Raw genomic sequence first — 14,174 nt, 5'->3', positions numbered from 1 at the left:
GCAAACTCGTTAGAAATAGCCCTGCTTTTTGCGATCTTCCATCGCCGCCTCGGATCGCTTGTCGTCGGATCGCGTGCCGCGCTCGGTGACCCGCGAGGCCGCCACTTCCTGGATGATCTCCTCCATGGAGTTCGCCGGGGAAAGCACGGCGCCGGTGCAGGTCATGTCGCCGATTGTGCGGAAGCGAACCTGATACTCGACAGGAACTTCCTCGGGCCGCTTGTTCAGCGCGTCGGAGGCATAAAGGAGCTGTCCGTCGCGCGCGATCATCTGGCGCTGATGGGTGAAGTAGAGGCTGGGAAGCTCGATCTTCTCTTGATAGAGATACTGCCAGACATCCATCTCGGTCCAGTTGCTGATGGGGAAGACGCGGAAGTGCTCGCCGATGTGCTTTTTGCCATTGAAGAGGTTCCAAAGCTCGGGGCGCTGGTTCTTGGGATCCCACTGGCCGAACTCGTCGCGGTGCGAGAAGAAGCGCTCCTTCGCGCGGGCCTTTTCTTCGTCGCGGCGGGCGCCGCCGAGGGCGGCGTCGATCTTCAGCTCTTCGAGGGCGTCGAGCAGAGTGACCGTCTGGAGGGCGTTGCGGCTGGCGTTGAAGCCCTTTTCCTCCACGACGCGGCCGGAATCGATCGAATCCTGAACGTACTTTACGATCAGCTTCGCGCCGATGTTTTCAGCCCACGCGTCCCGGTACTCCAATGTCTCGGGAAAGTTATGGCCGGTGTCGATATGCAGCAAAGGGAAGGGGACTTTGGCGGGGGCAAACGCCTTGCGCGCCAGGTGGCTGAGAACGATCGAGTCTTTGCCGCCCGAAAACAGCAGCGCGGGCCGCTCGAACTGCGCCGCGACTTCGCGGATGACGTAAATCGACTCCGCTTCCAATTCATTGAGATGAGTCAAACTATACGAGTTTATCACTGAGGTTGCTGGTCCTTACCGCGCGCCATCGGCGCGACTTCTCCACTTCTTGTATAACACCCGCAGTGGCGAAATCGTTACCGGACGTGGAGCCAGCAGAGGCGGCGGGCAGCGGCGACTTCGCCTCGGGCGGCGGGCGCCGAGTACGTGGGCCTTATTATACCTGACTTCGCCGGGAAGTCGATTTCTCAATCGTGGGTGAAGACAGCATCGCCGTCTTCACCCGCGTCGGCCTTCAGCGCACGTTCTTGGCTTCCGGGGCGTCGATTTCGTCCAGCAGGGCTTGCGCCTGGGATTTGATCGTGTCGGAAGTGGTGTCGTTTTGCGTCAGTGACTTCAAGTGCGTCGTTGCCTGTGTGATCGAACCGAGCGTGAGCTCCACGCGGGCTGACTGCAATTGCGCATAGGCTTTTTCGTCCGGCGACTTTGCGGACTTTATCTCCATCTGGCGCCAGCCCCAGGCAGCGTCCAGTTTTTTGTCTTGCAGCGCGGCGTCGCCGAGTTTTCCGTAAAACGCGGCGGGGATTGAGCCGCCGTTATGGGCGACTTTAACCGCGATCCGTCCCGCTCCAACAACATCGCCGCGATCCAGATACTTTTGCGCCAGCGCCAGGGTAGGGGCAGCCTCAATGGGGTCACCCTGGTGGCTGGGAATGAACTTTGTCGTTTCGTGGATGCGCGACATTTGTGTCGTCGGGCGTTCTTTGGATGCGGCGGCGTGGTTATGAACGGTATCGCCCAGCCATTCGGCAAAATCGGCCGGTTTCATATAGCCCGCGAACCGATCGACGACGTTCCCCGATTCGTCCAGCACCATGATGGTGGGATAGCCATGGACTTTATAGCGTCTGGCGAGCGCCGCGCCATTCTGCTCGGCGTTCAGTCGGAGCGGGACATACTGTGTCATTGCCTGCGCAACGGCGGGATTCGGATAGACATCCGCATCCATCTTTTTGCACCATCCGCACCAGTCCGTATAAAAATCCACCAGGATCAATCGGTGGCTGCGCTGGCCCTGTGTGACGGCGCTATTCCAATTGGGCTGCCACGGAATTTTCGCCGCGCCCGCTTGCGTCGCGCAAATGGGAATCAGTGAGAGAGCGAGAATCGCTGGCATGAATATTCGAGAGATCATAACGCCTCGTGCGAGAATAGTTTGATAGCGAGTGAGCAATCAATTATACCGGACGATGGGCCACACTGGCGTCATTCGCTTTCCAGCGGTAATGACTCGCCGTAGGCAATCGATACAGCCAATCCGTTTCCGATACGATCTGCCCGGGCCAATGGTGAGTGACGGTCGGGTCGCCATTGGTATCGAGATGGTTCGCGATCACGCCGACATGATCCACGTGGCCGTCGCCGGCCGTGTCCCAGAACACGATGTCGCCGGGCTTCCAGTCAGCGTTTGGGCCAGACGCCGGCAGCGTGAGCGCGTGGCGCTTGAAGAAGATTGTGAGATTGCGGCAGCGGCGATGATCGATGTTGGGATCGGGTTTGTCGATATGATAGAGTTTGGGATGACTTCGGATGTCCGCCGCCACTTGGCTCTGCAAATCCACGCCGGCCGCGCGGTAGGACCGGATAACGACATCGGTACAGACGCCGATCTTCGGCGGCGGTTCGCCGCCGGAAAAATAGCCGTCTTGATAAACAATGTTCGACGCGCACTGACGGTCCAGGTCAGTCATAACAAGCTGCTGGAAGCCGGTCAATTTCGCGGCCGGCTCCACGGCTGGGGCATGGGATAGGGGCGTCTCGGCGTGGAATTTCTCCTGATGAGCGATCTTACCGCCACACATAACCGCCAGCAGGGCGGTCCCGCCGCCGAGCGCGATTGCAATCCATCGTTTCCCAATCAACGTCTCATCTTCCTTCCCAGTCGTTAAGCGCCGATCTTTGCGGCCGCCCGCAGGCGCGCGACATCGCGCATTGGCGGAGAACCAAAATGTCGTTTGTATTCCCGACTGAAGTGTGAAGTATCTTCATAGCCGACCCGGTAAGCGATGGATGCGGCGTCCAGATCCTCGCCGAGCAGCAGGCGGCGCGCTTCCTGAAGCCGCAGGTTCTTCTGGAACTGCAATGGGCTCATGGCGGTCACGGCCTTGAAATGCTCGTGGAAGCCCGAGGCGCTCATCCCCAGATCGTGCGCCAGGCTTTCGATCCGGAGCGGCTTGTCGAAATCATTGCGCAGGCGCTCGATCGCGCGGGCGATCCGGTCCGTATGCCCCCCAAGAACGGCGATATGCCGCAGGCGCGCGCCCTGATCGCCGGCAAGCAATCGGAACACGATCTCGCGGGTGACCAGCGGCAGCAGAACGCGCCCTTCGGCCGGCGGCGCGTCCGTCAGCCGCACGAGCCGGACAGCCGCGTCGAGAAGGTTCGAGTTCAGTGGGCTGACGTTGATGGCGCGCACGCTGCCGACATCCCTTCGGGGCGACGGCATCCTGGCTTCGAGCATAACAGAAGCGACTATCGCCGGATCGAGGTCCAGTCGCAAACTCAAGTAAGGCTTTTCGGGCGACGCTTCCACGAGATAGCTGACGGCGGGCAGTTCAACCGTGGCGAGAAGATACTTGTAAGGATCGTATCGGTAGCGCTCCTCACCAAGTAGAATTTCCTTGGAGCCTTGAGCGATGACGCAAAAGGAAGGATAAGTTACGCTATGATGCGGCTCCGTGACTACGGACGCTCGGTTCAGGTGCAGGCCCTTCACCGGCTCGACAGTCCCGTTGCTTGGCGCCGCCCGCGCGATACGGTCGACCAGCTCCGCCCGGTTGACTTTCTCCCGCAGCTCGTCTCCCGCCTCCGCCCCTTCGATCTGGTTTGAATAGACGTCTTTCATGAAATCTATTATAACATGCTCCTCCTGACGCCGTCGCTTTTTCAAGAGAGTTTGTAGAATCAGACAATGATTCCCGAGGAATGTTCTATTGCATCGTCTTCGGTACCGTGTAAAATAAGTATAGATATGCGAAACAATCACTTTCTGATTGGAACTGCGTGGAATTTTATACAATCGCGAATATCGAAGTCCCGATTGCGTGGATCCTCGCGCAGAAGCCATAGATCGTTCTTATCTCAGGAACCACCAAGATGGTCAATCGCTAATCGGCCAAGACAGCACATAAGGAGAAAACAATGGAAATTAAGAGAAACGGATCCCGTCCGTCCGGCAAGGGACCAGCCGATTACTTTACGGGGACAGTGCGCATCGATCCGCTGTTCAATGCGCCCGATCCGGCGCGCGTCGTCGGCGCGACCGTCACCTTTGAGCCGGGCGCCCGCACCGCATGGCATACCCACCCGCTGGGGCAGACACTGATCGTGACGGCGGGATTGGGATGGGCGCAGCGCGAGGGCGGCCCGATCGAGGAAATCCAGCCTGGGGACGTGGTTTGGTTTTCGCCCGATGAAAAGCACTGGCACGGCGCCTCGCCGACGATCGCCATGACGCATATCGCCATTCAGGAAAGTATCAACGGCAGTCCCGTCACCTGGATGGAGCATGTCACCGACGAGCAGTATGGCGCATAGGGAAATCTTGTTCCGGCCGACACGCGAGGAGCTGTAAGCGCCCCTCCATGGAGAAAAGAATGCAGAAACGAACACTGGGAAAGAGCGGCTTGGAAGTTTCAGCCCTCGGGCTTGGCTGCATGGGAATGAGCTGGTCTTACGGCCCGCCCAAAGACAAGCCGGAAATGATCGCGCTCCTCCGCGCCGCCGTGGAGCGAGGCGTCACGTTCTTTGATACCGCCGAAGTCTACGGGCCGCTCGTGAATGAAGAGCTTGTTGGCGAAGCCCTCGCTCCGTTCCGCGGTCAGGTGGTGATCGCAACCAAGTTTGGATGGGCGCCCAGTCCTGGCGACACAACTCGATGGAGTGCGCTGAATAGCCGTCCGGAGCACATCAAAGAGGTTGTTGAGGGATCGCTGAGGCGTCTCGGGGTCGAGGCGATCGACCTTTATTATCAGCACCGAGTCGATCCAGATGTGCCGATTGAGGATGTGGCGGGCGCGGTGAAGGAGTTGATCGAGGCCGGCAAAGTTAAGCACTTTGGGCTTTCTGAAGCAGGAGCGCAGACCATCCGCCGCGCCCACGCCGTGACGCCGGTGACGGCGCTTCAGAGCGAGTACTCGCTCTGGTACAGGGAGCCTGAAGAGACAGTGCTGCCGACACTCGAAGAACTCGGGATCGGCTTCGTTCCCTTCAGTCCATTGGGCAAAGGGTTTCTCACCGGCAAGATCGACGAAAACACAAAGTTCGACAGTACGGATTTTCGCAATACTGTTCCCCGCCTGAGCGAAGAGAACCGCAAGGCGAACCAGGCGGTGGTCGATCTGCTCGGCGGCATTGCGCAGCGAAAGAACGCGACGCCCGCGCAGATCGCGCTGGCCTGGCTGCTCGCCCAGAAGCCATGGATCGCGCCAATCCCAGGCACGACGAAGCTTGCCCGGCTGGACGAGAACATCGGAGCGGTTTCCGTCGAACTTACGCCGGACGATCTGCGCGATATTGACAGCGCCGCCGCCCTGATCACAGTGCAGGGCGCGCGGTACCCCGAAAGCATGGAGAAAATGACCGGCCGCTAAACGACTTTAGGGCCGCCGAGGAGCTTACCCAGGTACTATGCAGGCATGATGTCGTCTTCGTTTTCCTATGTTGTCGGGTTCGATGATTTTCCGTTCGCGCACTCCACGCGCGGCGATGTGCCGATCGTTGGGGCGGTCTATTCGGGATCGCGGCTGGAGGGTGTGCTTGGCGGACGCGTGCGCCGCGACGGCGCCAACTCCACGGACCGTATCGCCGAACTGGTCAAGGGCTCGAAGTACGGAAGTTCCATTCAATTGGTGCTGCTGCAAGGAATCGCTCTAGGCGGTTTCAATGTGCTGGATATTCACGATCTGAGCGAGCGGCTTGGCGTCCCGGTGCTGGTCGTGGCGCGGCGTCTGCCGCGCATGGATGCGATGAAGGCGGCGTTATTGACGCGCGTTGCCGGCGGCGAGCGCAAGTGGAAGCTGATCGAGAAGGCGGGCGCGATGGAGCCGGTGGCGGGTGTTTGGGTTCAGCGTTCGGGTATTTCTCTGGAGGAGGCGGGGGCGGTGATTGGTCGGTTCGCGGTCCATGGCGTCATTCCGGAGCCGCTGCGCACGGCGCATTTGATCGCGGGCGGCGTGGCGACCGGGCAAAGCCGGGGCCGAACGTGAACGGGCCTGCTTAAGCGGGCGGCTGGGTGGCGGCGTAAAGACAGGTAGGGATCATGCGATTGCGCGGGTTGAGGAACTCGCCGGCGTAGAGCATTCCGATCTTCTCGGCGACGCGCCGGGATGCGCAATGGCTTACCGGCATGTTCGCGATCACACGCCCGAGATGGAGATCACGCAGGCCGAAATCCAGATGCGCGGCGGCCGCCTCGGAGGCGTAGCCGCGATTCCAAAAAGCGTGATGGACGATGTAGCCGAGATCATTTTCCAGGACGCCATTGACTTCAATTCGCGCAATGCCGCAGTGGCCGACAAGAACGCCGGTCTGTTTTTGAACGATCGCCATCCGCCCGCAGCCGTCATCGGCGTAGCGTGAGATGTTGTTCTCCACCCAGTCCCGGGTCGCTTCCTCGGAAAAGGGAGCGGGCCAGAACTGCATCGTTTTGGCGTCGGAAAGAATATGGTGCATCTCGTCGAAATCGGCGGTTTTGAACGGCCGGAGCAATAAGCGATCCGTTTCCTGGGGCAGCATTCAACCGTCCTTCTAAAACGACAAGAGTATCAAGCCGATCGTTAAGCATTGCGTTCACGACCGTCTCTGCTGCGGCTATAGTACCTTTTTCTGTCCAAGTCTTGCTAACGAGGTTTACGTTTCAGGAGATAGACGACTACGGACCAAAGGCCGGCGAATCGAAATGAGGGATCGATGTACTTTTCGATGACGTAGAAGCAGAAGTAGTAGAGGCGGCAAAACGACCAGATCCCGATCGCCAGCAAAAACGCATTTTGCAGCGATGGGATCTGGATGAAGATCGCGAAGGTCGTCGCGACCCCGGCGATTAAGAAGAGGGCGGCTTTGAGATACATCCACCCGGGATGCTTAAGATCGCCGCCCAGTGATTCCAAAAGCTTCATTCGTATTTCATGTCTCTCAAAGCGCTGTGATGTTACGCCTTGGTGGGGGGAGCCTTGATTGGCGACGTTACTTTGCGAAAGGTGCTGACGACGGTGTTCACTGCGGGAGCGTCCGCGCCGGTCGCCGCCGTATTGCCGATCGTCATGATCATATAAGCAGATTTAGGCGCGCCAATGAGAGTAATCCGTGTCTGTAAATCTTTTGAGCCGGAAGAGTCCGTCATATCCTGCTGGTAGGCGGGCAGCCCTCCGACTTTGATGGAAATCGGTTTGCCGATAGGCGTGTCCTGCGTAGTCTTGGCTTCCAGCCGTACGACATTGTCCATCAGCAACCGGAGATCCGTAGTATCCGTACCGTTATCGTCGAGACTGTTCATGGTGACGCTGTTGCCGGACGTGACATCGATATACGCGATGGTCGCTTTATCATCCGTCTTCCATCGTATCCAGCTTGTGGGCAATGTTATTGCATATCGCCCATCATCGGTCATGACAGTTTGCGTCTCAGACTTCGCGGAGCCGCCTTCCTTATCTGCTAACCAGAAACCGGCGGCGATCAGACCCATGAATGCAAGCACCCCTAGGGCCGCAAGGAGACCCACGATTTTCGGCCATGAGCTCGCGCGTGCGGCCTGTGGGTTCGGCACGTAAGGAACGTAGTTTCCCAGCGAGCCCGCCGTCGGCGGAGGAATTGCGCCCGAGGCGGATGCCGGCGGCGCGCCGCCGAGCAGAGAGTGTTCCCCGGCCGGCGCCCAGCGGCCGGCGGCGATATCCAAGATCATCGTCGCCGGCAGGATAATTCCCTGCCGGGCGTATGAGATCAGAGTATCGCTATCGAACGGCGCCGACTCCACGCCGGCGGCGTCAATCATCTTGAACATACTATTCATCCGTGAGAAACCATATTCTTTTGCCTCATCACTATTGGGGCGATGGAGCGGCGGCGCCCGTCGCCATGGGGCGAAAAGACTTGGGAATCGTATCCAATTCGTCCAGACTGAAATTTGAGTTACTGTCCACGAATGTCATAATTGAATAAATTCCGTATGGAGTTTGCAGTACCGACGTACGAATTTTTGTATTGTCTACTAAGCTGCCCTTGCGGACATCTTGCTGAAGCCCCGAAAATCCATTCACTGTGATAGGCTTTGGAGCGCCGATGGGGTTCATGCCAGTCGCATTCGACGACTCGCGGATCGTACCATCCACGTATGTGGCAAAATCCGTTGGTGTCAGTACGGCCTGAGACACTTGAGCCATACCGAAGCCGCTGTGACGATGACCACTCGTATACTCAACTCCACCAGGACGCTTCGTTTTTCGCTGAACCCAATTGGAAGGCACGATGACAGCATACCGTCCATCCGCCGTCATCACGGTTTGCGGTTGATTTGTACTCGTTTGCTGCGGGGCGGGCGCGGGCCGCGCTCGAAATTTGAGCACGAGGAAGCCCCCAGCAATCGCCAACGCTGCCCCAGCGATGATCGTTAACGCGAGTGTACGGCCAGACAATCCGCTGCTTGCACCCAATTGCGACTTTGACGGCTGCGGCATATGACTGTCGCTCCAGAGCCGAATAAGCTCGGACGCTGGTTTCCAGCTCCCCGTCGTGATCTCCAATATTGGCGTCGTTGGCTGAACGATCCCTTGACGAGCGTACGTAATAAGAGCGCCTCGGTCGAACGGTTCCGTTTCATAACCGGATGCATCCAGCATCTTAAACATTTCAGGCATCAATGAGACACCATCTCTGTTTCATCCACGGCGGGCGTATGCGACATACCCGTGTGCGCGCGCACCAGAATCTCGTCGAACTTCGCCTCGTCTGGCTTTTTCGACACCAGCGAGCCGATGATCGCGCCGAGGAAGCCGATCGGGATCGAGTAGATACCAGGATTTTTGAGATGAAAGAGCGGCGCTCCCTGAAGGATTGCCTTGCCGGCTTCCGGGTCCCAGACGTTCGGACTGAGCGCTACCAGCACCAGAGAGCTGATAAGGCCCGCCGCCATTCCGGCCATCGCGCCGGTGGCGTTGAAGCGGCGCCAGTAGATCGTCAGCAGGATGACGGGGAGATTAGCGCTCGCCGCGACGGCGAACGCCAGCGAAACTAGGAACGCGACGTTCAGGCTTCCGGCGAACAGGGCGAGCGCGATGGAGATGATAGAGACGCCGACGGAGGCGTAGCGCGCCATGCCGATCTGCTCCTGCTCTGTCGCCTTGCCGCGTTTGATGATCTGGTTGTAGATATCATGCGCAAACGCCGACGCTGCCGAGAGCACGAGACCCGTAACGACAGCCAGGATCGTGGCGAACGCGACCGCCGAGATAAAGGCGAACAGGAAATCGCCGCCCAGCGCCTTCGCCAGAAGCGGCGCGGCCATGTTGCCCTCTTTTTGCGCGGCGACAATCGCGTCATGGCCCACAAAGGCGGCGGCGCCGAAGCCAAGGAACATGGTCATGACGTAAAAGATACCGATCAGCCAAGTCGCCGAGACGACCGACTTGCGCGCCGTGGGCGCGTCCTTCACGGTGAAGAATCGGATCAGGATATGCGGCAAGCCTGCCGTTCCTAGGACAAGGGCCAGATTGAGCGAGAGCGTGTCCAGTGGGTCCTTAAACTTATTGCCGGGCCACAGGAACTTCTCCTTCAGCGGCGTGACGATCTGGAGCTGATCGAACATATGCGGTACGCTCCAGCCGAACTTCGCCAGCACCAGGAGCGACAAAACAATGGTTCCCGCGATCAGCAGAACGGCCTTGATGATCTGCACCCAGCTTGTGGCGCGCATGCCGCCAAAGATGACATAGACCGTCATCAGCACGCCGACAATCGCGATGGCGGTTTTGTTTTCGATGCCGAGCAGCAGGTGGATCAGACCGCCCGCGCCGGTCAGCTGCGCCAGCATGTAGAAAATGGAGATGACGATCGAGTTCACCGCCGCGCAGCCGCGTACGCCTCGCTCAGGGAAACGCGACGCCAGCATATCCGCCATCGTGTACTTGCCAAGGTTGCGCAGCGGCTCCGCCACGAGATAGAGCACGACGAGATAAGCGACGAGAAATCCAATGCTGTAAAAGAATCCGTCAAAACCCGCCAGTGCAATCGATCCGGCAATGCCCAGGAACGAAGCGGCGGACATGTAATCGCCGGCGATCGCCAGGCCGTTCTGCCACCCGGTGAGGCCGCCGCCTCCCGTGTAAAATTCACTGGCGCTGTTTGTCTTTCGCGCGGCGATATAGGTGATGACGAGCGTCATGGCGACAATCGCCAGAAACAGCACGAAGGGAAGCGAATGCATCGTGTTATTCCTTTTCCGTCTCGGACTTCAAAATCTCAACCACCTGAGCATCGAACCGCTCCGCGCGCTTGGTGTAGAGTGAGGACAGAGACCAGGTCATGACGAACTGAGCGAACGCAAACACCCAGGCCCATGTAATCGATCCGAACGCCGGCCGGTTCAGTACGCCGCCGAAGTATGACGTCATGATCGGCAGGGCAAAGTAGAAGGCGAGAAAGAACGCGGTGACGGGGACGATAAACGCCGTCTTGTCCGCAAGCAGGGCGCGGAACTGCGGCGACTGCGCGATTTTTGTCCAGTTCGGCTGTGAACTCATGTGAGAGCCCTCCTGTGATTGGGAATACGTGTGATCGCGATGATTGCGGGTGTGCGAGTGCAATACGCGACCGGCCGCCGCAATTCCTGCATTAAGATTATTTGAGATCTTTGTCATCGAATATCAATAATATCACCACTTTAACCATGTTTTTTGTAGTAAAATAAGAATTCAGTCACTTTTAGGAAAGGCGATAACACTCATGACCACTGTTCACGATTAAGTTCTCTCGGCTAACGCCGCTTACGCCGCCAATTTTGGAGCCAAAGCAGCGTTAGCTCTGCCGCCGGCGCGCCAGTTCGCCATCTTAACCTGCATGGATGCGCGTCTTGACCTCGCCAAATACGCAGGCCTTGCCGAGGGCGACGCACATGTCATCCGAAATACCGATGGCTGCGCCAGTGACGACGCCATTCGTTCGTTGGTAATCTCGCATAAACTGCTGGGTACGAAGGAATGGTTCGTGATCCACCATACGGATTGTGGAATGGAGTTTTTCACGAATGGGGTGATTCGCGGACTTCTCGCGAACAGTTTGGAAACAGCGGTGGTGGACGAAAATGGCTGGCGCGACATCGGCCAGGGGCTAGGCTCCCATGCCGGGGATCATATCGAAATGTCCCGATCTATGGTTATGTATACGATGTGAAAACCGGACGACTGGTGGAAGTCCCAGAAGCGACGCAGGCTGGGGCAGCCGGTTAAATAATATGCCCCTTCTCTTGGCGAATACAAAAGAAGAGGCGATTAACTTGTCTAAGAAGACTGCTGCTCAACGCCGCGCCAGCATGCCGCGAGGCCGATCAAAATGCAAACCCAGTGCATCGGGCTGAACGAGCTCATGGCGACGGGGAGCGCATCAAAAATAGTAACCCCAGGATCCGCGTTGCCCTGCGCCCGCGCCTGGTTGAGAATGTCGCCCGCATAGACGAGATGTGCGATGAATAGGCTGGCGATCATAATCCCAATCGCCGCAAAGGCGAGACCGACGCTGCCGCGCCGGGTTTGGCTCCATATGCCATATCCAATCCCATATCCAACGCCGATGTAAAGCCAGGCCAGGCCAAAGTGGGCGTAAAACAAGATCTTGAGAACGGCGATCGAGCCAACGACTCCGATCACGGCGCCTAGGAGCAGTCCGAGGGGAACGCTGCCGGATGATTCCGCTACGTCAGCGTATCGCGAGCCGCCCATATCAGGGGCGCCATAAGGCGCTTGCGGAGATCCATAAGGAGCTTGTAGATCCTGAGGCGCTCCGTATGGCGCTTGAGGTCCGCCGTAGGGTGTTTGCGGTCCTCCGTACGGAGCCTGCAAGTTCCCCGGCATTGGCTGAGGAGAATATGCATTTGCTGTCGGAGCATTTTGAAGGCGTGTCTGTACGGCCGGCGCGCACTGCTTGCAGGCGGTAGCGGCGCCGATCCGGTTTGTACAGTCATTGCAAAGCGGGATGCCGCACTGACTACAGGTCGCGACGATGGGAAGCGACGGATGATAATAGCATGTCTGGCTCATAATTTTGGTTAATTCGATACAGGCAGGCGCGCTTCCTGCTGTTCTTCCTTATGATTCCCCAGAGAAGGGAAGGCCCCAAGGCAAAGGAGAACTCCTTTGCCTTGGAAAACTGAGGTCGATGATTTTTCTTAAGGGGTCAGTGTCACAGCCTGTATCAGTGTATTGCTATATGCGACTTGCGCTCCGATGTTCACAGGAACCGCAGTCAGAACAGCGCCCGTGCGAATGCTGAACGTTCCGACCGACTGCCCAGCAGGAATGACGATGTGCGTCACGCTGGGCTGAGCAAGAGGAGCAAAGGCAGAGGACAAGTTAATGTTTAATCCGCCTACCGGCGCGGGGTAAGCCAGCGTCAAGATTCCCTTCGCGACACCGCCATGGGCGACGGAACTTGGGCTGATGGTAAAAGACACAAGGCCATCTGGGAGAAGCCCGATCGGAACCTCTTTGGTAAGTCCGTTGAACGAAGCGGCTAATTTTGCCTGCACTCCTGTGTTTGTCTTTGTGGTATGCGCGACAAAAGAGACGCTCAATGAACCGACGGGAACCGCAATTGAAGAAGGAACCACAAGGTGAGCGTCAGAACTTGTCAGCGCAATTACGGAGCCACCCACTGGGGCCTTGCTTGTGAGTGTAACAGTAACACTGATGTTGGCCCCGCCAATTGCATTCTGCGGTGTTGCTGTAATGCTGCTTAATGTGAACTGAGAGCCTACGGCAATCAAATGTGTTCCCGCCGGAATCACCATGATACCGTTTCCAGCAGCCATGTCGACATTCGACTCCGATGTAGGCGAAGGCGCTGCGCCAAGGTCGACTGAGGCGACGAGCTTGGCGGTCTGTTCGTTGAAGCCCTGGAGCTTGCCGCTGGTCGTGCCGACATAAACAACGCCGTTCACCACAGTGGGAGCGGTCACCGGAGCGTCGATCGCGTTATTGACCGTCCAGGCAGTCGTCCAGTCGCTGATTTTTACGGCGGTGAGGGCGCTGTTGGAAATCCCAAAGACCATATTGTTATCGAAAGCCAGGGCGCCGAGTTCCGGCAAGACTTTGACAACATTGCCGGTAGTGCTGTCGAGCGCAGCGGACAACCAGGTCGGGCCATTGGGCGCATAGTACTGACGGATGAAGACGAGGTTATTATAGAAGGCTGATGTGGCTCCTCCTCCTCCTGCACATCCCGTGGACAGATGCCATGCCAATGCTCCGCTCAGGGCGTCAAAGCTGAAGGTCTGCCCGCATGCATAGCCGGCGTAGACCTTTGCGGGAGTAACTGCGGGCGAAGAAGAATCGCCGCCTGAAACGCCGCCCTGCCACATGACGGTTCCATCGGATTCACGCACGCAGTACACGGTTCCGCCGGTTCCGGCGCCGCCGGTATAAACGTAGCCGTTCAATGCAGATGGCGCGGAGCTGAACCCATATTGGACCGGAAGGGTCGAGCTCCACTGGAGGGAGCCGTTTGCTGCGGAGTAAGCCGCCATCAATCCGCCGAGGGGTGATATCGATCCATCGGTATTGATAAAGATGCGTCCGTTATCATAACATGCCGCTGCCCATCCATAAGTTGATGCGGGAAGCGCAATCGGACCCCACGCCACGTGGCCCGTCGCCGCGTCAAAAGCAATCAGCGCGCTATGGTGACCGCTCGTTGTTGATGATGAGGAGGACGGCAGCACAACAAACACCTTGCCCGCCGCAATCAATGGATATTTGGCGGTGACGCCCAGATCGACATCCCACTTCTTCTCAAGCGGCAAGCTGAAATCCGGCATTGTCGCCTGTGCGGTATGCGCGGGATTGGTGCGGTACGTCACAGCATCGCTGCTGGGAGCCGCGTTCGCCGAAAAGGCAAGGCCAAGCGCCATTGCCCCTATGAGAGCAGTCGGTGTGAAACATCGAAACAATCGAGCCATAAAGGTCCTCCAAAAACTAATGAGCAATATGTAGAAATTACTGCCATCCTGCTCATCAATAAGGATACCTGAAAGACGTTCAGTTTCTAGAGTT

At 58.0% G+C, this 14,174-nt stretch carries 15 protein-coding genes and 1 pseudogene; 4 read left to right on the top strand and 12 right to left on the bottom strand.

The genetic code is table 11. The features are described 5' to 3' along the window. Positions 1-9: 9 nt before the first annotated feature. From cysD to ABIZ35_RS22310, 4 genes are all read right to left on the bottom strand, one after another. The gene (gene cysD / locus ABIZ35_RS22325; protein ID WP_348222167.1) at positions 10-915 is read right to left on the bottom strand and encodes a sulfate adenylyltransferase subunit CysD; all 906 of its coding nucleotides are present in this window, start codon (positions 913-915) and stop codon (positions 10-12) included. Between the two features lie 238 nt (positions 916-1,153). Further along, positions 1,154-2,053 (bottom strand): thioredoxin fold domain-containing protein, encoded by a 900-nt coding sequence (locus tag ABIZ35_RS22320; RefSeq protein ID WP_348222139.1) that lies wholly within the window; start codon positions 2,051-2,053, stop codon positions 1,154-1,156. A gap of 43 nt (positions 2,054-2,096) precedes the next feature. Beyond that, positions 2,097-2,780: a DUF1287 domain-containing protein gene (locus tag ABIZ35_RS22315; RefSeq protein WP_348222138.1), complete on the bottom strand. Its 684-nt coding sequence runs from the start codon at positions 2,778-2,780 to the stop codon at positions 2,097-2,099. 23 nt (positions 2,781-2,803) lie between these two features. Continuing rightward, positions 2,804-3,763 (bottom strand): AraC family transcriptional regulator, encoded by a 960-nt coding sequence (locus ABIZ35_RS22310; RefSeq protein WP_348222137.1) that lies wholly within the window; start codon positions 3,761-3,763, stop codon positions 2,804-2,806. Between the two features lie 296 nt (positions 3,764-4,059). Here ABIZ35_RS22310 and ABIZ35_RS22305 point away from each other — a divergent pair, with 296 nt between their 5' ends. Genes ABIZ35_RS22305 through ABIZ35_RS22295 form a run of 3 tightly spaced genes read left to right on the top strand, consistent with a single transcriptional unit; the run spans position 4,060 to position 6,125 of the window. Then, a complete protein-coding gene (locus ABIZ35_RS22305) occupies positions 4,060-4,455 on the top strand; it encodes a cupin domain-containing protein (RefSeq protein ID WP_348222136.1) in 396 nt (131 codons plus the stop codon). Positions 4,456-4,514: 59 nt separating this feature from the next. Further along, complete coding sequence (locus ABIZ35_RS22300) at positions 4,515-5,510, top strand: aldo/keto reductase (RefSeq protein WP_348222135.1); 996 nt, start codon at positions 4,515-4,517, stop codon at positions 5,508-5,510. A 45-nt stretch (positions 5,511-5,555) separates the two neighbouring features. Continuing rightward, complete coding sequence (locus ABIZ35_RS22295) at positions 5,556-6,125, top strand: DUF99 family protein (protein WP_348222134.1); 570 nt, start codon at positions 5,556-5,558, stop codon at positions 6,123-6,125. 10 nt (positions 6,126-6,135) lie between these two features. Here ABIZ35_RS22295 and ABIZ35_RS22290 read toward each other — a convergent pair whose 3' ends face one another. From ABIZ35_RS22290 to ABIZ35_RS22265, 6 genes are all read right to left on the bottom strand, one after another. After that, the gene (locus ABIZ35_RS22290; protein ID WP_348222133.1) at positions 6,136-6,654 is read right to left on the bottom strand and encodes a GNAT family N-acetyltransferase; all 519 of its coding nucleotides are present in this window, start codon (positions 6,652-6,654) and stop codon (positions 6,136-6,138) included. Positions 6,655-6,758: 104 nt separating this feature from the next. After that, positions 6,759-7,037, bottom strand: coding sequence for a hypothetical protein (locus ABIZ35_RS22285; RefSeq protein WP_348222132.1), 279 nt, complete (start codon positions 7,035-7,037; stop codon positions 6,759-6,761). 32 nt (positions 7,038-7,069) lie between these two features. Next, on the bottom strand, positions 7,070-7,918 hold the full coding sequence (locus ABIZ35_RS22280) for a hypothetical protein (RefSeq protein WP_348222131.1): 849 nt from the start codon (positions 7,916-7,918) through the stop codon (positions 7,070-7,072). Positions 7,919-7,958: 40 nt separating this feature from the next. Beyond that, positions 7,959-8,771 carry a hypothetical protein gene (locus tag ABIZ35_RS22275; protein ID WP_348222130.1) on the bottom strand — a complete coding sequence of 271 codons (813 nt, stop codon included), beginning with the start codon at positions 8,769-8,771 and terminating at the stop codon, positions 7,959-7,961. Next, positions 8,771-10,336, bottom strand: a complete 1,566-nt coding sequence (locus ABIZ35_RS22270) for a cation acetate symporter (RefSeq protein WP_348222129.1) — start codon at positions 10,334-10,336, stop codon at positions 8,771-8,773. The genes ABIZ35_RS22275 and ABIZ35_RS22270 overlap by 1 nt, the downstream gene beginning before the upstream one ends. A gap of 4 nt (positions 10,337-10,340) precedes the next feature. After that, complete coding sequence (locus tag ABIZ35_RS22265; protein ID WP_348222128.1) at positions 10,341-10,652, bottom strand: DUF485 domain-containing protein; 312 nt, start codon at positions 10,650-10,652, stop codon at positions 10,341-10,343. A gap of 202 nt (positions 10,653-10,854) precedes the next feature. Here ABIZ35_RS22265 and ABIZ35_RS22260 point away from each other — a divergent pair. Continuing rightward, positions 10,855-11,357, top strand: a pseudogene (locus tag ABIZ35_RS22260) (carbonic anhydrase). A 51-nt stretch (positions 11,358-11,408) separates the two neighbouring features. Here ABIZ35_RS22260 and ABIZ35_RS22255 read toward each other — a convergent pair. Then, complete coding sequence (locus ABIZ35_RS22255; protein ID WP_348222127.1) at positions 11,409-12,164, bottom strand: hypothetical protein; 756 nt, start codon at positions 12,162-12,164, stop codon at positions 11,409-11,411. A gap of 128 nt (positions 12,165-12,292) precedes the next feature. Next, entirely contained in the window at positions 12,293-14,080 is a 1,788-nt protein-coding gene (locus tag ABIZ35_RS22250; protein WP_348222126.1) for a PQQ-binding-like beta-propeller repeat protein, read from the bottom strand. Positions 14,081-14,174 lie beyond the last annotated feature (94 nt).

The organism is Capsulimonas sp. (genome assembly GCF_039929585.1).
Taxonomy (GTDB): Bacteria; Armatimonadota; Armatimonadia; order Armatimonadales; family Capsulimonadaceae; genus Capsulimonas.
Note: the sequence above shows the minus strand (reverse complement) of the source record. Positions and strands in the feature narration are given on the sequence as shown.